The following is a 16,458-nucleotide window of genomic DNA, read 5'->3' as shown; positions in this document are numbered from 1 at the left end:
CTGTCGATGTAGGCTGGATATGCATGCATATTACACCTATTGGAGCCGCCATGAATCCACCGTCCCTTCCCGTACTTATCGCCGGCGCCGGCCCTTCCGGCTTGGTGCTGGCTATCGAACTCGCCCGGCGCGGCATCCCGCTACGCATCGTCGAGCAACGCGACAGTCCGTTGGGAGCGTCTCGGGGCAAGGGCATCCAGCCACGCACGCTGGAGGTGTTCGACAAGATGGAGCTGGTCTCCGCCGTCATGGCCGCGGGAGCTCCGTATCCGGCCCAATGCATCCATACGGCGGCGGGGGAAACACTACGGCAGGATTTCGAGCGCAGGCCTCCATCGCCATCCGAGCCGTATGGCCAGCCATGGATGGTGGTGCAGTGGAAGACGGAACGGGTCTTGCGCGACCACCTGGCAACACTGGGACATCGCGTCGAGTGGGGAACCCGCCTTGAATCGTTCCAGCAGGACGAGTCGTGCGTGAAAGCGACGCTGTTGTCGATAGCTGGCGGCGAAAACGTCGACGCTTCCTACCTCGTCGGCTGCGATGGGGGCCGCAGTACCGTTCGAAGCCTGCTCGACATACCGTTCCCCGGAAAGACCATGGGTGTACGCGCCGTCGTTGCGGACATCCGCATCACGGGCCTGGACAGGGACGCATGGCATCGTTTCAACGATGGCGACATGGGAAGACAGCTCGGTCTGTGTCCGTTGATGGGCACCGATCTCTTCCAACTGCAGGCGCCGGTGCCTTTCGACACGGACATCGACGTATCGGCGGCGGCACTCGGACGGATGATCCTCGAACGCACGGGCGTGGCGGACATCGCGGTTGCCGATGTGTCGTGGGCATCCGTGTTCGAGATGAACGCGAGACTCGCCGACCGCTACCGGGCGGAACGTGTGTTCCTCGTGGGCGATGCCGCCCACGTCCATCCGCCCACCGGCGGCCAGGGGCTCAATACGAGTATCCAGGACGCGTTCAATCTCGGCTGGAAGCTCGCTGCCGTCTCGGCTGGTGCGCCCGACAGCCTGCTCGATACCTATGAACACGAACGCCGTCCCATCGCCGTCGACGTGCTCGGTCTCTCTATTCGGTTCTTGCAGGCGGCAACGAAGGGCGAGATGCGACGGGGCAGGGAAGCGCAGCAGCTGGACATTGGCTATGTCGACTCGCCGCTTGCTCTCGAGGCACCGTCGCGCACGGCGGGCCTTCGTGCCGGCGCCCGTGCACCCGATGCGTCACTGACACGTGCGTCAGGCGAAGTCGTCCGTCTGTTCGACCTGGTTAGGGGGCCTCACTGGACATTGCTTTGCCTCGGAGGCAGCGATGCGCCGCATGCGAGGGGCGACATGCACGTCCACTGCATCGGGCGCGGTTGCGAGTTCTCGGAGTTGGACGACGCTTTCAGGGACAGCTATGGCGCACGGGACGGGGACTGGTTCCTCATCCGTCCGGACGGCTACGTGGGCGCGATCCTGGGGGCGGATGAGCATGCGCTTCTGGATGGCTATATGGCGCCGATGCGCGCAGGACGACTCACCAAATCCTGACGCGCTTGTCGGGCGTCAGATAAAGCGCCTGATCCGGTTTCACCCCATACGCCTCATACCACGCATCCAGGTTCCGGACCGTCCACACACGCTGTGCCGCCGGCGCGTGCGGGTTGGTCAGCAAGCGCTGGCGAAGGTCCTCGTCCCGGTAGTTCAGCCGCCAGATCTGCGCCCAACCCAGGAAGAAGCGCTGCTCGCCCGTGAACCCATCGAGGGTGGGTGCCGGTTTCCCGTCCAACGAAAGACGCCAGGCGTCGAAGGCAATCGCGAGTCCGCCGAGGTCGGCGATGTTTTCCCCCAAAGTCAGGGCACCATTGACGTGGACGCCCGGCAACGGTTCGTACGTGTCGTACTGCCGCGCGAGGGCCTTCGTACGCGCGTCGAACCCGGCGAGGTCCTCTGGCGTCCACCATGTCGTCAGGCGACCGTGTTCGTCGTACTTCGAACCCTGGTCGTCGAACTGGTGGCTGATTTCGTGTGCGATCGATGCGCCGATGCCGCCATAGTTGATGGCCGCGTCGGCGTTGGGGTCGAAGAAGGGAGGCTGCAGGATCGCGGCCGGGATGACGATCTCGACGGCGGAGAAGTTGGCGAAAGCGTCGACCGTCATGGGCGTCACACGCCACTCGTCGCGATCGAACGGGCGGCCGAGCTTTCGCATCTCCCGGTCGAAGGCGAACGCCTTGGCGCGCTGCCGGTCGCCGAAGGCGTCGTCGGCGCGAATGTCGAGGCCGGTGTAGTCGCGCCACGCATCCGGATAGCCGACCTTGGGGTGGAAGGCAGCCAACTTGGCCCGCGCACGTTGCTTCGTCTGGGGGGTCATCCAGTCGAGCGCCTGGATGCGTCGGTCCATCGCGGCGAGCAGATTCCGCACCAGCGCTTCGGCGGCTGCCTTGTGGCTGGCGGGGAAATAGCGCGCCACGTACGCCTTGCTGACCTCGTCCGGCACGGCATCGACGGCGAACGCCACGGCGCGTTTCCAGCGTGGCTCCGCCTGCTCGGCACCACTGAGCAGTCGGTCATGGAAATCGAAGCGCTCCTTCGCGAACGCGCTGGGGAGCACGTCGCCATAAGCGTCCAGGACGGCGACGCGCAGGCTGTCCTTCAGGACTTGCAACGGCGCGGCACCGACAGCGTGGGCGATCCCCGTGATCGCACTGGGTTGCACGAGGACCAGCTCGTCCGTGCGCGCACCCGTCCCGTCGAGGAAGGCCGCCATGTCGAATCCCGCCGTGAGCGTGCTCATCTCCTTACGCGTGCGGCGGTTGTAAGTCTTGCCGGCATCGCGACTGTCCACGCGGTTCCAACTGACTTTTGCAAAGTCCGTTTCGAGGCGCAGGAGTGCGTCGGCCCGCTGCACGGCTTCCTCGCGCGGCACGCCCGAGAGCGTAAGCAACCGTGCGACGTGGTCCCGATAGGCGGCGCGAACCCGTGTCATGGAGGCATCGGATCGCAGGTAGTAGTCGCGATCCGGCAGACCGAGGCCAGCCTGGCTTAGCTTCAGCACATTGGCGTCGGGATGGCGATCGTCCTGCGTGACCGCGATCTCGAACGGCCCGGCGATGCCCTCGCGAACCGCTTTCGCGGCCACGCGGGCATAGTCTTCGCGCGTGGCGACCGCGTCGATGCGAGCAAGCCAGGGTTGGGCAGGAGCAAGGCCCTGGCGATCGATGCCTGCTTCATCGAGGAAGGCGGCGTAGGCGGCACCCGCCTTGCTCCGCGCGTTCTTCCGCGCGGCCTCCAGGATGTCCTTGAGCCGCTCGCTATTGAGGTCACCGAGATGGGTGAACATGCCGAAGTTCGACTTATCCGCGGGAATGGGCGTGGACCGCGCCCACGCGCCATTGGCATAGCGGTAGAAATCGGAACCTGGCGCGATCGCGCGATCCATGCCGTCGACGTCAAAGCCGAATGCTCCGACGTCCGGTCGCTGCGACGCTTGGGCATGGGCTGGGGGCAGGGCACCGCAAGCAAGCAGGGCGGCGATCAGAGTGGCGGGAAGACGCTTCACGTCAGACGGACTCCGCGTTGAGGAGTCGCCGCAACGCTCCCTGGACGATCTGCGCGAACTTTTCCGGCTCGCCATAGGCGCGCGCAGTGAGCATGGCGCCGTACACGGTCGACATGAATGCCTCGGCTTCCGCGCTAGCCGCGCCCTTGAGCTGGAACACGCCCAACTGGGCGCCGACGGTCAGTACCGTCTCGAGCCAGCGGGACAGGTCCCTGAAGTGGGCGCGCACGCACTCGGACAGGTCTTCGGGTAGCGACGGCAGTTCACTGGCGAGCATGCCGGCGACGCAGAAGGGGGCCGATGCGTCGGCGATGCATTTCTCCCAGTACCCCGTATAGAACTGCAACTGCCGGAGGGGATCGAAGGTGCTGCCCTCGAGGAGCTTCGTCTGCTCGACGATAAAAGCCCGCGATTGCTCGACCACCGCCTTGGCAAGGTCCACCTTGGCAGGGAAATGATGGTGGATGCTCGCCTTGCGCACCTCGACCTGCTCGGCCACGTCGGCATAACTGAAGCCGTTGTAGCCACGCGTCTGGATCAGGTAGCGGCCGGAATCGATCAGCTTCTCGCGCGTATTCATGCGGGAAGCCTACCATTAGGTCGGTAGGATGAACAATGCTAATCCCGTATACCTCTGTCCTCAAAGATTAGTTGACGGGTTAGCCTACCTACTAGTAGGCTGACGCCACTCCCCACAGGACATTGGCATGAACTTTCTCCAACGCTTTTATTTTTCTGCGCGCCGGCGTGGCTTTCGGCTGGGTCGCGCTCGTCGTGCTCCTTTCCCAACTGCAAGCGCCCGCGCTGCTGACCGGCGTACTCCTGGTGCTCTATCCGGCGTGGGACGCGGCGGCCAACATCCTCGATGCCCAGCGCTCGGGAGGGTTGCATGCCAATCCGGGACAGCGGCTCAATGCACTCATCAGCGTGGCGACTGCCGTCATCCTGGCGGTCGCCCTCGTCCTCCGTGGCAACGCGGGTGGCGTACTGGTCTTCGGTCTCTGGGCGCTGCTGTCGGGACTCCTGCAGTTGTACGTCGGGATCCGACGCCGGCAGTTGGGTGGCCAGGTCTTCATGATGATCAGTGGTGGCCAGTCGGCGCTTGCCGGCGTGATCATGACGATCCAGGCGTTCGGAAAGGCACCCACGATCGCGCAACTAGCGCCCTATGCGGCCTTCGGCGGGCTCTACTTCTTGCTGGCGGGGCTGCGCCTTGCCTTCCGGCGCACGCGTACCGAGACGTTGCAGCACGGTCAGACGTAAGCCAGCAGCCTGCCGCAGCAGATGACGGCCAGCCACAGTGCCAAGGACAGCAGCGCCTGCGCCTTGGCAAGCGGGGGCGCAGGCGGGCCGTTGTCCCATGCCGCGACAGATCGATAGACGCCAGCGTGGAAGAGCAGGGCGTTGATGCCAGCAGTCGCGATCAGGCTCAACTTCAGGAGGAACACCGGATTGGCGAGGAAGCTTTGCGGCTGCGTGGAAAACATGGCCAATCCGGCTGGAACCACCAGGGCGACACTCGCCACCGACCAAGGCAACAGGTAACGGGCCAATAGCGACACCGGTAAGCCGCGGCCCCAGCCCAGCACCCGCAGGTCGAACATCGCGGCCGCCCCGACAAGGATGCAGAAGCCGGCGATATGGACGATCTCGACGACGGGGTAGAGCAACAAGCTTTCGCGCATCGCCTCCGCCAGCGGCGTGGCCGCCAGCCAGTCGGCCACGCCATCCATCAGCGCAGTTCCGTCGTCTTGTCGCCGATGGTGATGCGCTCGGCGCGCATTTCGTCAGCCTTGCTTCGGTGGGGATAGCCGTAGACCGTGGCCTTGGCACCGGCCACGAGCATGTCCTTCTCGAGTCCCCGGCTTTCCATCCGCGACGGCGGAGCCAGCACGACGTCCCAACTGCCGTCGCTCGTCTTGAGACGGATATGCCCGTGCGGTTGGGTGTAGCTCGAGGACTCGATGGTGCCCGAGAGGTTCAAGGGACGGCTGGCGTCGTACTCGCTCCATCCGTGGTGCGCCAGGGCAGCGGAGGTGACCGTCAGGGCGGTCAGAAGGAACCAGCGTTTCATGACGAGCTCCCGATCTTCTGAGGTAGCCCGATTCTACGCAAGAACTTACGAGCTTGTGCGAGCCCCGGTCGCAGTCGGCAACGCCGACGCAAGCTGGTTCCGCAGTAGCTGCAATTGGTTCACGGCCTGCTCGAGCATGGCGGTCATCTGGCTGATCACGTGCAGGAATTCGCGCGGGTGCACGGTATCTGTACGTAAGTCGGCCACGGTGTCGACGAGGCCGGTGCCGTTCATGAGGACCGCCATGTCTCCAGAGATCGTCGTGATGACGTCGCGCTGGCTCGCGTACGCGCCGGCATAGCGCTGCATACGGTCGTGGTCTATCCAGCCAGCCGACTGATTGGCCACCATCACGTCCCAGGCTTCATGTCGCAAGGTGGGAAACACGAGGCCCAGATCGAAACGATCCCTGGTCTGCTCCAGAACGCGCTGGGCGATGACCTCGTCGGGGGCGTGCGCCTTGAGGTCCCGTGTTACGTCGTCGCGGATCCGCTTCAGGCGGGCCAATTGCTCCATGTCGTGCCGCAGGTCCGCATCGCACTCGTCGAGGTTGGCACGGATCTCCGCTTCGATCTCGGCGCTCGCGACCGTGGCCGCGTGCTGGTGGTGCGTGTGCTCGATCCAGGCTTCCAGGCCCAGGGCAGTCAGGATGCTGAGCACGATCATCAGGTAATGCTTGGCGAAATCCTTGAGCGAGTGGAGACGGACCTTCAGCACTTCGAGATGCATGGCATGTTCCTGGGCGAAGCAGGGAGCGGCGTTAGCTACGCAGAATACCACTCCGCGCCACTGCCCTTGGATGGCCGTGGCGCCATGCTTGCCAGACAGCCATGCCGTTAGAGCGGAAGCGCTTTTCCTTGCTGCTCGTTTATGAGGTACTCGGCATACCACTCCGGCCAGTTCTCGTCGCGCTGCCCGCCGGTCCGTTTCTCATGCTCGCCGTGGGCGGACTCCGCCCGACGGAACGCCGCCGCGAGCTCCGCCTGCGAACCGAATGTCACGCCGTCGGCTTCAACGCGACCGGGAAGTCGGTTGGTAATCTCCTGAAGGAGCCATCCGTTGCCATCGGGGTCGCTGAACGACGCGAATGAGCGATAGCTGCCGCGCTCCGGATGCCGGCCTCCAACACGGACGGTACCGAAGAGATAAGGCGCATCGGCACCGACATACGTCCCGGAATCGCCGTGGAATACCTCGCCGATCTCCACGCCACGCTCGAGCAACGCCTCGCGCGCCGCGTCGATGTCGGAAACGATGAGGTACAGCCCTTGCGAGGAGCCCGGGGCGGCTGCCGTGACGCCCTTGCCGAAGATCACCGAGCACGCCGAGCCGGGGGGTGTGAACTGGATGACGCGAAAGGCGCCATCATCCGAGGCGAAATCCGCGTCCAACCGCCATCGCAGGTCGCTGTAGAAGCGCTTGGCACGGTCCACGTCCGCGACAGGGATGACGACGATCTCGAACTTCATGTCCATGCCCCTCGCATGGGAGGGTTCGGCTGCGACGCTGCTCATGGGGCCTCCGATGGATTGGCTCGTTAGACGATCGAATTCAGCCTAACGGCGCCCCCGGTCGGTGGATTGTCGGTACGTGCTCACTCCGTTCCCGCGGCATCGTCGTCCGCCTCGACGGGCGCCAGGTAATCCGCCTCCGAGACGTGCTCCAGCCATTCGACGGGAGCGCCGTCCTGCCACTCCTGCACGGCGATATGGCTCATCGCCGTGCTATCGGTCGCGCCATGCCAGTGCTTCTGTCCGCAATCGCAGAAAACGACGTCGCCAGCGCGAATCTCCTTTTTCGGACCACCCCAACACTGGGTCCAGCCCACGCCGGATAGCACGACGAGGTGCTGTCCCAGCGGATGGGTGTGCCAGGCCGTGCGGGCACCGGGCTCGAACGTGACCTGGGCGGCCGAGACACGACCCGGCTCGGTCTGATCGAACAGAGATTCGACCCGTACGTTCCCGGTGAAATAGCTGGCGGGACCCTTCGCGGCGGGCCTCGAACCATTGCGATAGATGCGCATCTGCATGACGGCTACTCCTGACTGCGTGGACGCGGTAACTGAAGACGCCAAGTGTCGCGCGCGCGCATTGCCGCGACTAGGTGATGAATGCTTAAAGCCGCTATAAGATCGGCTAATCAATCGTTGCAGGAGGACCGGGTCATGGCGCGACGGAATCTCAACGACCTGCAGGCCTTCGTTATCGTCGCGCGGGAAGGCAGTTTTACGCGAGCGGCAGCCCAACTCGGCGTCACGCAGTCCGCCTTGAGCCAGTCGATGCGTACGTTGGAGGGCCGCCTCGGTATCCGGCTGCTGACAAGAACCACGCGCAGCGTCTCGCCGACGGATGCCGGCGAGCGCCTGTTACAGGCCATCGGCCCCCGCTTCGACGACATCGAAGCCGAACTCGACGCGTTGACCGCACTGCGTGACAAGCCTGCGGGAACCGTTCGCATCACGTGCGGGGACCACGTCTTGCGACACACGATCTTGCCGAAGGTCCTGCCGCTGTTGCGCGACTATCCGGACGTCAACGTGGAGTTCGACGTCAACTACGGCTTGAGGGACATCGTCGCGGACCGTTTCGATGCGGGCGTGCGTCTCGGAGAAAGCATCGACAAGGACATGGTCGCGATACCCATCGGTCCGCCCGTGAGGATGGCAGCCGTCGCGTCGCCGGCGTATTTCGCCGCGCATGCCATCCCGAAAAAGCCCCAGGACTTGCTGGCGCACCGCTGCATCAACCTGCGCCTGCCTACCTACGGCGGTCTCTACGCATGGGAGTTCGAGCGTCGCGGCCGGCCCGTCATGTCCGCGTCGATGGGCAGCTCACGCTCAACACCTCGCCGCACATCGTGATCGCGGCGCTGGCCGGCCTGGGCGTCGCCTTCCTTCCGGAGGACGAAGTGTCGACGGAAGTAGAGGAGGGGAAGCTGGTGCGCGTGCTCGAGGATTGGTGTCCACCGTTTCCCGGGTATTACCTGTACTACCCGAGCCGGCGGCAACCCTCGCCGGCGTTCTCGTTGGTGCTGGACGCTTTGCGGTTGTCGAACGCTTGAGGTTGCGCCCGATGCTCCTCGACGAGCACTGCCGAAAGACACTGTGCGACGGGAAAAGTCGCGTGATATATCGAGCTGACCCTCCGACACGAGCCAGCTTGAAATGCGCATTTCCGCGATCCTTCTTGCCCTCGCCGCCATTCCCAGTCATGCCATGGCAACCGACGCCCAGACGTCCGGCAACGTGGATGGGCCGTTCGATATTGGCGGTCGGACCATCCATCTGAGCTGCCAGGGCCGCGGTAAGCCGGTCGTGGTGGTTGACGCCGGGATGGGCACCGCGCCTGCCGAGGATCCAGGTTGGCAGCGGATCGCCCAGCAGGTCGCCTCGACGACGACCGTCTGCCTCTACGACCGTGCAGGGCTGGGTGCAAGCATGAAGGCACCGCCGGGGCCACGCACCAGCGGCGACGCGGCCAATGACCTCCACGCCGCGCTGTCCGCCGCGCACGTTCCAGGTCCTTACCTCCTGGTGGGGCATTCCATCGGAGGGTTGCACGCACAAGTCTTCGCCAGTCGCTATCCGGCCGACACCGCCGGCCTCGTACTCGTTTCCTCGACACATCCGGACCAGACGCGCCAGTGGTTGGCACTGCTCCCGCCGCCCGCGGCGAATGAAGAGAAAGCCGTCACCGACACACGAACGTTTCTCACCAGCATGGCCAACGATCCCACGAAGAACGAGGAGATGCTGGATTTCGCGGCAAGTGCAAAGCAGGCCAAGGAGCTCCATTCCCTGGGAGCGAAACCCGTCGTCGTTGCGACGCACAGTCCGCGCTTCCGCATGGTGCCCGGGCTCTCCGAACCCGTGGCCATCAAGCTGGAAGATGCGACCCAGCGCATGCAGAAGGAGTTCCTCTCATTGTCGACCGACGGTCACCAGAACATTGCCGCCACCGCAGGGCATGGTCTTCCGCATGAGGATCCCGCGTTCGTCGTCGATAACATCCTGCAGGCGGTGGCTCTCGTCAGGAAACAGCCGTGAGTCGAGGCGTTGCCGCAGGAAGTCGCGCTTTCGCCCTTGCACCACGACGACGGTGCGAGGCTCATAAAGCGCGCATTGGCGCGAATTCACATCCGGCTGGGCAGAGCCAGCTGGATCGTGTGGTGGGCTAGCGCCCCGCCTCACGACATTGCCTCGTCGGACGTCGAGGCGATTGCCGTGCGGGCTTCGATCGCCCGAATGACTGCGATCATGTCTTCCGTACCGAGCCCCAGATCGACAGTCTCCCGGTAAAGCGCGAGGCAACCGTCCATCTGCGGCGACGCGACTCCGGCATCCCGCGCCGCTTCCACGATCAAACGGCTGTTCTTGAGGACATCGGCGATCCCGGCTTGCCGCGTAAAGTCGCGCCCCCTCAACTTTGCCGCCTTCATCCGCGAGACGTGGCTCGCCATCGGTCCGGCATCGAGGATGTCCACGAAGCGCTCGAGGTCAAGGCCCTGGCGCTCGGCAAAATGGGCCGCCTCGGCGAGGCCGGTCACCATCGTGATGAGGAACACGTTGACCGCGAGCTTCATGCGCAGGGCGGAGGGCACGGCGCCGCAGTCGAAGCATTCCCGACAGACAGGCGCGAGGAGGACGCGGATTTCCTCACGATCGTGCGGGTCGCCGGCAAGCATGCCGATCAGCTCGCCCGCCTCGGCCGGTTTGCGAGAGCCCGAGACCGGCGCCTCGATATAACGCCCGCCCGCCGCCATGATGTCGGCGGCAAGGCCGGCCGAATACGTTGGAGCCACCGTGCCCATCGCGACGATTCGGCGTCCGGCGACACGACGTGCGAAATCCGGCGTCCCACGACCGAGCACGTCGTCGGTTGCGGCCTCGTCGGCAAGCATGAGGAGGACGGTGCCGCACCGGGCAAACACGTCGGCGGGACCGGGGGCAAGGGTGGCCCCGGCAGCCACCAGCGGCTGGCACCGTTCCGCCGAACGGTTCCAGACCACAAGTCGCTTTCCTGCCTTGGCCAGGTTGAGGGCCATCGGCATGCCCATCGTGCCCAGCCCGATGAACCCGGTCGACGTTGACGCGACCATCCGTGCCTCCCACGTTTTTTTCGCAGTCTAGCCGCTTATTTCGGCGATGCGGCAGCCCGCATCACGTCGCCATAAGCCGGTGCCTTCACCGTGTGTTGTTCCAGCGATGTGCGGTAGTTGCCCTGCATCACCAGCGATACCTCGCCGAGGCCGCCGTCATGCGCGGTACTCCAGGCGGCAATGGCGACGGTGTTGTCGCCGTGCTGGTTCAGAAGGCCCGACGGAAGCTCGAAATCGGTCTGCGGGCCGACGTCACTGATATAGCGGCCAATCTGCCAGCCATTGATGAACACGACAGCGCGGTAGCGGTGCGGGGCAAGGTCGTGGATGCGCAAGGCGAGAGGCACGTCCTGTCCGGCGGGCAGGTCGAGACGGAACGTGGTGCGGTACCAGTCGACGCCGGGTTTGTCGGTGACGTGGGGCAGAGTCGTGGTTTTCCATCCTCCGTCGGCGAAGCCCGGCAACTGCCAGCCCATGCGCTCGCCATACAAGCCCCCGGCATTGAACGGACCACGGACGGGATCGGGAAGGTCTTCGCCACCGGTATTGCCCTGGATCTTCCAGTGGACGGCCGTGTCGGCACCCGCGAACGTGGCCGAAAGGAGGCCACGCGGCTCGCGGAACGCGCCGTTGTGCTCCTCCTGCAAATGACCGTGGTTGTCCACCAGCACCGAAATGACGTTGTCGCCGTCTTTCTTCAGCCAGGCCGGGTCGATGGCGAACTGCTGCGCGCCGCTCGGGTTATTGCCGAGGAAATGACCGTTGAGCCACGCGGTGAAGATGCCATGGTTGCCCAGGTGCACGCCCGTGTTGGCGGACAGTCGAACACCGAATTCCTTCCCGGTGGCACGGAAATGCCCGCGGTACCAGACATTGCCGTGGTGGAACCCGTAGGCATCGCTGTCGAGGATAGGCAGCTGGTGGTTCCAGTAAGGATTGGGCGAGTTTGTGCGATCGGTGAGGAGCCAGGCGCTGTCGTCGAACGCGGCCGCGATTTCCGGCGCCCCATCGCTGACGCGCCAGTTGCCGAGTTGGGGGAGCGTTACTGGCGCCGGTCCGTCGACACGGGCGCGCAAGCTGGTGGATGGTGTGGCCACCGCGTCGACAACCGTCCCGTTCCATGAGAAACCGCGCGTGTCGGGAAAACCGAACAGCTCCACGTCGCTCGCCTGGTCGGTATCGCCCGCGAGCGCGACGGTGTCACCCTGGCGAGCGGCGCTCCGCACGAGGTAGGGCCCGCGAACCAGCACCGGACCGTTCGCCGTGTCCAGCTGCCAGAAGCGCGTCGCGGCGGCGTTGTCGCCTATCAGCAGGAGCAGCGACGCGTCGCCCTGGCCGATCGCCACGCGAGCGAGCCCGTCGTGCCGGTAGTTGAGCCGCAGCGAATGCGTGGCCGCATCCCAATGCGTTGCGACCTTGCCTTCGATGACCCGAACCGTCGGTTCGGTCGGATAGCGCAGGACGGTTTCGCCGTCTTCGCCGTGACGACCATAGAACACGGCGACATCGCGCTCGCCCAACCGCAGTTGGGTCATCAGTTCCGACGTGGAGTAAGCGAGGCTTTGCTTTCCGAAGCGGTAGTTGGCGAGCAGCACCTTGGCGTCGCGGCCGTTGACGCGAACGGCCGTACCGGCCTGCTGCGGAATGGTGATGTCTCCCGTATCCGCCAGCGCGATCGTCAGGTGGGTCGCATCGTCGGTCGTGTCCTGCGCTTCGGCGTGACGCAGGAAATAAAAGCGCGTGCCGTCGTCGGGGTTGATGCGCCCGGTGACCTGCAGGCGGCGATTGTCCGGCACGGATGTGCCGACCGCGTCGGTCCGGGCCAGCGGCGCCACGGCACGCGTCATATAGCCGATGAGCTTCTGCTGGTCATACTTGGGCGTGAGCTGGCGGCTGGCGGTGATCGCGGCACCGTAGTCGTACGACGTATAGACGCCCGGTGAGGACAACCAGCCCCAGTTGATCCCGCCGTAGGTCATGTAGAAGTTCTGCATCGTCGACCCCGCCGCCATGACCGACTCGTAGAAGACGCGCTCGAAGGCCGGACCCGTGAACGTGCGGCAGGCCTCGTATCCGGGGCCGCCCCAGACGTCGAAGGCGCCGCCCTGGTACTCCGGGAAGAACAACGGCGCACGCGTCAGTTCGCGACGCTCGGCACTGAAGTCGTAGATGCCGTTCCACCGCTCCGGGCGCGTGCAGTCGAAGTCCAGCGGGTACGAGTCCTGGCCGGGAATATCGGTGGCGCCCAGGCCCTCCACGAAATTGCCGTTGTGGTTGCCGGTGAGCGGGACGGTAATGCCGTCGGCACGCGCCTTGTCCTCGAGATCCTGCATGTAATGGCGAGTGTCGTCGGACTCGTCGTAGAGCTCGTTCTCGACCTGGTAGAGCAGCACGCTGCCGCCGCCATCCGTGACCTGGTGCCGCGCAATGATGCGATTGATCTGCGTCATCCATTCACGGTACGCCGCGGTGTACTCCGGCGAGTTGGAGCGCGGCTTGCCCGCGGTGGTCACGAGCCAGCCGGGGAACCCGCCCGCGTCGGTTTCCGCGTTGATATAGGGGCCGGGTCTCGCGATGACATAGATACCTACGTCGCGCGCCATGTCGAGCAGGCGGTCGACGTCACGGATGCCCGAGAAGTCGTAGACACCGCGTTTGGGCGAGTGGTAACCCCAGTCGAAATAGATCTCGACGGCGTTGAAGCCGGCGGCCTTCATTTTCTGCAGTACGTCGAGCCAGAGATCGGGGGAGGGCAGTCGCCAATAGTGGAACGAGCCCGACCAGAGGTAGGTGGGTTTTCCATCGATGACGAGCGAGTAGCGGTCATACGTGACGGTATGTGCGGGCGCCGCCATGGCGCTCGACGCCCCCCATACCGCCAGCGCGAGGCCAGCCCAACGCAACGAGATCATACCCACCCTCCGATCGACGACAACGCGCCTTGCGGCGTCGCCGAAGAATGGGTGAGGTTGGGGACTTATGCAAGTTTGGGGATTTCGGCCTGGCTTTCCGGTTCGGGGACGTGCAGCGTGCACAGACCGGCGATGAGCAGGCTGCCGCCGCCGAGCCCAAGGGCCCAGATGGGCTGGTTGTGGAAGCACAGTCGCAACAACAGTCCGAGGACGCTGGCGGCGAGCACCTGCGGAATCACGATGAAGAAATTGAAGATGCCCATGTAGACGCCCATCTTGGCCGTGGGCAGGTTGTCCGAAAGCAGCGCATAAGGCAGCGACAGGATCGACGCCCAGGCGAAGCCGACACCGACCATCGACGCGAGCAGCCAGCGTGGATCGCGTATGTACAGGAACGACAGCAGACCCGCACCACCTAGGCAGAGATTGATCACGTGGCTGATGCGCAGCCCCCATCGGCGCACCATCAGCGGGATGACGACCGCGGCCAGTGCGCCGAACCCGTTGTACGCGGCGAACAACACGCCGACCCAGTTGGCGCCCTCGTTATAGGCGGAGGAGCCGGTATCGGCGGTCGCGTAGATGGTCTGCGTCACACCTGCGGTCGTGTATATCCACATCGCGAACAGCGCGAACCACGAGAACAACTGCACGCCGGCCAGGCGCCGCATCGACATCGGCATGCCGTAGACGTCACCCATCACCTCGCGGAGCATGCCGCGGCTGCGTGTGCGGCTGAGCCAGGTGAGCAGGAGTCCGAACACGATGAGGCCGCCCGCCAGCAGGTAAACCTCCTTCTCCAACACGAAATGAGTGATCGCGAACAGGACCGCGGCGCCCGCCAGAAGCAGCAGGAAACCGTGTCGCCCCGCCTGCGATACATCCACCGACGGCGCTTCGGGAACGTTATCGGTGAACGCACGGAGTTGCGCGGGGGAGTATTCGCGCGTGGTCGACATGGTCCACAGCACCGAACCGAAGAGCACGGCACCGCCGACGTAGAACGCGTATTTCACCGTATCGGGAATACCCCCGTCCGGCGCGACGTTGGCGACACCGAAGTGCGCCAGGACCCACGGCAGGATGGACGCGACCACCGCACCCGCGCCGATGAAGAAACTCTGCATCGCGAAACCGGCCGGACCCTGCCGCGCGGGCAATTGGTCGCCGACCAGGGCCCGGAACGGCTCCATCGACACGTTGATCGACGCGTCCAGTATCCATAGCAGCCCGGCGGCCATCCACAATGCCGGCGTGTTCGGCATCCACAACAGTGCCAGGGAGGCGAACACCGCACCCGCCAGGAAATACGGGCGGCGGCGGCCGAGGCGGTTCCAGGTGCGGTCGGAGTAGTGACCGACGATCGGTTGCACGATCAGCCCGGTCAGTGGCGCGGCGATCCAGAGGGCGGGAATGTCGTTCACGTCCGCGCCCAGGGTCTGGAAGATCCGACTGACGTTCGCATTCTGCAACGCGAGACCGAACTGGAGGCCGAGGAAGCCGAAGCACATGTTCCATATCTGCCAGAACGACAGTGCGGATTTCTCCGTCATCGCCGCTTGGCCTTGTTGATCCGGGTCATGGGCACCTCCTCCAGCCGCATTTATGTCATGGCCCGGCGCATCCCGCATGCTGCGGGTGCAGCATGTGGCCACGGACGGTCCTTGAAAAGCATGGGGTCCTGGCGTCATAGTCGATCGACAGTGTGACGACAGCGGAGAATCCATGCGGGTACGCCTCGAAGATGTGGCGCGCGCAGCGAGCGTATCGCCGAAAACGGTGTCGCGCGTGCTCAATGACGAGGCCAACGTGACCGACGCCACGCGGCAGCGTGTTCGCGCCGCCATGGAGGCGATGGACTATCGCCCGCATCCCTCGGCGCGCAGTCTGGCCGGCAACCGCTCGTTCCTGGTCGCGATGCTGTACGACAACAACGACAACCCTGCCTCGACCTACCTGGCCGAGATCCAGGACGGCGTGCTCGAGGCATGCGATGCGCATCGCTACAGCATGATGGTGCGCCCGCTGCGCATGCGCGATGGCGACTTCATCCGTCGCTTCGATGCCTTGATCTCGGACCACCACCCGGACGGCGTCGTGCTGACGCCACCCATTACGGACCATGCGCCGCTGCTGAAGCGCCTGCGCGAGCGCAATGTGCCCTACGCCAGCGTGTCGCCGCTGCGGCGAGGCAAGACCCTGGGTGTGACGATGGACGAGCAGCGCGCCGCGCGGGCGATGGTCGAACACCTGCTGGACCTCGGTCACCGGCGGATCGCCCATGTGGTCGGCATCGCCAATCACGGTGCCAGTCGTTGGCGGCTGGCCGGCTATCGCGAGGCGATGGCCGCCGCGGGCTTGCCCGAGGATCCGGCGCTGGTAGTGCAGGGCGCCTTCACTTTCGCCTCGGGCGTGGAAGCGGCGAGACGGCTCTTTTCACTCTCCGAGCGGCCGACGGCGGTGTTCGCCGCCAATGACGACATGGCTACCGGGGTGATGTGGGCGGCAGGCGAGTACGGCCTGAAGGTACCGCACGATATCTCGGTCTGCGGCTTCGACGATACGCCGCTGTCGCGCCAGCTATGGCCGGCACTCACCACTGTGCAACAACCCAGTCGCGAGATGGGTAAGGTTGCGGCCGAGCAGCTGCTGAGCGAGTTGCGCGGTCAAGGCAACGGCCGACTGGTGCAATTGCCTTTCTCCCTGCAGATCCGCGGCTCGACGGCCGCCGTGGCCTGAGCCGGCCGGCTGACGAGCCTCGCGGCTGATGCTGCATAGCAAATTGACAGCGCTGTCATTCCTGCCACCATG

Annotated in this window: 14 protein-coding genes and 1 pseudogene; 5 read left to right on the top strand and 10 right to left on the bottom strand. The window is 64.9% G+C overall.

From position 1 onward, the window contains the following. Positions 1 to 50: 50 nt before the first annotated feature. Positions 51 to 1,550: an FAD-dependent oxidoreductase gene (locus ACQKIE_RS03805; protein ID WP_427455928.1), complete on the top strand. Its 1,500-nt coding sequence runs from the start codon at positions 51 to 53 to the stop codon at positions 1,548 to 1,550. Here the strand turns inward: ACQKIE_RS03805 and ACQKIE_RS03800 are convergent. Together ACQKIE_RS03800 and ACQKIE_RS03795 are read right to left on the bottom strand one after the other, a co-directional pair. Next, complete coding sequence (locus ACQKIE_RS03800; RefSeq protein ID WP_427455926.1) at positions 1,537 to 3,561, bottom strand: M13 family metallopeptidase; 2,025 nt, start codon at positions 3,559 to 3,561, stop codon at positions 1,537 to 1,539. The two genes, ACQKIE_RS03805 and ACQKIE_RS03800, sit on opposite strands and share 14 nt — an antisense overlap. A gap of 1 nt (position 3,562) precedes the next feature. Next, positions 3,563 to 4,141 (bottom strand): TetR/AcrR family transcriptional regulator, encoded by a 579-nt coding sequence (locus ACQKIE_RS03795; protein ID WP_427455925.1) that lies wholly within the window; start codon positions 4,139 to 4,141, stop codon positions 3,563 to 3,565. Between the two features lie 167 nt (positions 4,142 to 4,308). On the opposite strand from ACQKIE_RS03795, the gene ACQKIE_RS03790 reads away from it, so the two are divergent. Continuing rightward, complete coding sequence (locus ACQKIE_RS03790; protein ID WP_427455924.1) at positions 4,309 to 4,824, top strand: hypothetical protein; 516 nt, start codon at positions 4,309 to 4,311, stop codon at positions 4,822 to 4,824. Here ACQKIE_RS03790 and ACQKIE_RS03785 read toward each other — a convergent pair. The 5 genes from ACQKIE_RS03785 to ACQKIE_RS03765 all read right to left on the bottom strand — a co-directional run bounded on the left by ACQKIE_RS03785 (position 4,815) and on the right by ACQKIE_RS03765 (position 7,661). Beyond that, positions 4,815 to 5,294 (bottom strand): hypothetical protein, encoded by a 480-nt coding sequence (locus tag ACQKIE_RS03785; protein WP_427455922.1) that lies wholly within the window; start codon positions 5,292 to 5,294, stop codon positions 4,815 to 4,817. The two genes, ACQKIE_RS03790 and ACQKIE_RS03785, sit on opposite strands and share 10 nt — an antisense overlap. After that, positions 5,294 to 5,635, bottom strand: a complete 342-nt coding sequence (locus ACQKIE_RS03780; protein WP_427455920.1) for a DUF6152 family protein — start codon at positions 5,633 to 5,635, stop codon at positions 5,294 to 5,296. Before ACQKIE_RS03780 ends, ACQKIE_RS03785 begins: the two co-directional genes overlap by 1 nt. 45 nt (positions 5,636 to 5,680) lie before the next feature. Continuing rightward, positions 5,681 to 6,364, bottom strand: coding sequence for a hypothetical protein (locus ACQKIE_RS03775; RefSeq protein ID WP_427455918.1), 684 nt, complete (start codon positions 6,362 to 6,364; stop codon positions 5,681 to 5,683). Between the two features lie 107 nt (positions 6,365 to 6,471). Then, positions 6,472 to 7,149: a VOC family protein gene (locus tag ACQKIE_RS03770; protein ID WP_427455916.1), complete on the bottom strand. Its 678-nt coding sequence runs from the start codon at positions 7,147 to 7,149 to the stop codon at positions 6,472 to 6,474. Positions 7,150 to 7,229: 80 nt separating this feature from the next. After that, positions 7,230 to 7,661, bottom strand: a complete 432-nt coding sequence (locus ACQKIE_RS03765; protein WP_427456796.1) for a (R)-mandelonitrile lyase — start codon at positions 7,659 to 7,661, stop codon at positions 7,230 to 7,232. 141 nt (positions 7,662 to 7,802) lie between these two features. Here ACQKIE_RS03765 and ACQKIE_RS03760 point away from each other — a divergent pair. Then, positions 7,803 to 8,698 (top strand): annotated as a pseudogene (locus ACQKIE_RS03760) (LysR family transcriptional regulator). A gap of 103 nt (positions 8,699 to 8,801) precedes the next feature. Further along, positions 8,802 to 9,683, top strand: a complete 882-nt coding sequence (locus ACQKIE_RS03755; RefSeq protein WP_427455914.1) for an alpha/beta fold hydrolase — start codon at positions 8,802 to 8,804, stop codon at positions 9,681 to 9,683. 140 nt (positions 9,684 to 9,823) lie between these two features. Here the strand turns inward: ACQKIE_RS03755 and ACQKIE_RS03750 are convergent, their stop codons facing one another. The 3 genes from ACQKIE_RS03750 to ACQKIE_RS03740 all read right to left on the bottom strand — a co-directional run bounded on the left by ACQKIE_RS03750 (position 9,824) and on the right by ACQKIE_RS03740 (position 15,200). Then, entirely contained in the window at positions 9,824 to 10,735 is a 912-nt protein-coding gene (locus ACQKIE_RS03750) for an NAD(P)-dependent oxidoreductase (protein ID WP_427455912.1), read from the bottom strand. Positions 10,736 to 10,770: 35 nt separating this feature from the next. Then, entirely contained in the window at positions 10,771 to 13,647 is a 2,877-nt protein-coding gene (locus ACQKIE_RS03745) for a beta-galactosidase (protein ID WP_427455911.1), read from the bottom strand. A gap of 65 nt (positions 13,648 to 13,712) precedes the next feature. After that, positions 13,713 to 15,200 carry an MFS transporter gene (locus tag ACQKIE_RS03740; RefSeq protein WP_427455909.1) on the bottom strand — a complete coding sequence of 496 codons (1,488 nt, stop codon included), beginning with the start codon at positions 15,198 to 15,200 and terminating at the stop codon, positions 13,713 to 13,715. Positions 15,201 to 15,372: 172 nt separating this feature from the next. Here ACQKIE_RS03740 and ACQKIE_RS03735 point away from each other — a divergent pair, with 172 nt between their 5' ends. Then, complete coding sequence (locus tag ACQKIE_RS03735; protein WP_427455907.1) at positions 15,373 to 16,386, top strand: LacI family DNA-binding transcriptional regulator; 1,014 nt, start codon at positions 15,373 to 15,375, stop codon at positions 16,384 to 16,386. Positions 16,387 to 16,458: the final 72 nt, after the last annotated feature.

The sequence above is a fragment of the Luteibacter sp. NPDC031894 genome (genome assembly GCF_050273135.1).
Classification (GTDB): domain Bacteria; phylum Pseudomonadota; class Gammaproteobacteria; order Xanthomonadales; family Rhodanobacteraceae; genus Luteibacter.
This window is presented reverse-complemented; position numbering and strand designations above follow the sequence as displayed.

What these genes read in the sequence shown, in the direction of transcription:
- ACQKIE_RS03805 (WP_427455928.1), top strand. Translation starts at nt 51, where the DNA reads ATGAATCCACCGTCCCTTCCCGTACTTATCGCCGGCGCCGGCCCTTCC.
- ACQKIE_RS03795 (WP_427455925.1), bottom strand. Translation starts at nt 4,141, where the DNA reads ATGAATACGCGCGAGAAGCTGATCGATTCCGGCCGCTACCTGATCCAG.
- ACQKIE_RS03785 (WP_427455922.1), bottom strand. Translation starts at nt 5,294, where the DNA reads ATGGATGGCGTGGCCGACTGGCTGGCGGCCACGCCGCTGGCGGAGGCG.
- ACQKIE_RS03780 (WP_427455920.1), bottom strand. Translation starts at nt 5,635, where the DNA reads ATGAAACGCTGGTTCCTTCTGACCGCCCTGACGGTCACCTCCGCTGCC.
- ACQKIE_RS03775 (WP_427455918.1), bottom strand. Translation starts at nt 6,364, where the DNA reads ATGCATCTCGAAGTGCTGAAGGTCCGTCTCCACTCGCTCAAGGATTTC.
- ACQKIE_RS03770 (WP_427455916.1), bottom strand. Translation starts at nt 7,149, where the DNA reads ATGAGCAGCGTCGCAGCCGAACCCTCCCATGCGAGGGGCATGGACATG.
- ACQKIE_RS03765 (WP_427456796.1), bottom strand. Translation starts at nt 7,661, where the DNA reads ATGCGCATCTATCGCAATGGTTCGAGGCCCGCCGCGAAGGGTCCCGCC.
- ACQKIE_RS03755 (WP_427455914.1), top strand. Translation starts at nt 8,802, where the DNA reads ATGCGCATTTCCGCGATCCTTCTTGCCCTCGCCGCCATTCCCAGTCAT.
- ACQKIE_RS03750 (WP_427455912.1), bottom strand. Translation starts at nt 10,735, where the DNA reads ATGGTCGCGTCAACGTCGACCGGGTTCATCGGGCTGGGCACGATGGGC.
- ACQKIE_RS03745 (WP_427455911.1), bottom strand. Translation starts at nt 13,647, where the DNA reads ATGATCTCGTTGCGTTGGGCTGGCCTCGCGCTGGCGGTATGGGGGGCG.
- ACQKIE_RS03740 (WP_427455909.1), bottom strand. Translation starts at nt 15,200, where the DNA reads ATGACGGAGAAATCCGCACTGTCGTTCTGGCAGATATGGAACATGTGC.
- ACQKIE_RS03735 (WP_427455907.1), top strand. Translation starts at nt 15,373, where the DNA reads ATGCGGGTACGCCTCGAAGATGTGGCGCGCGCAGCGAGCGTATCGCCG.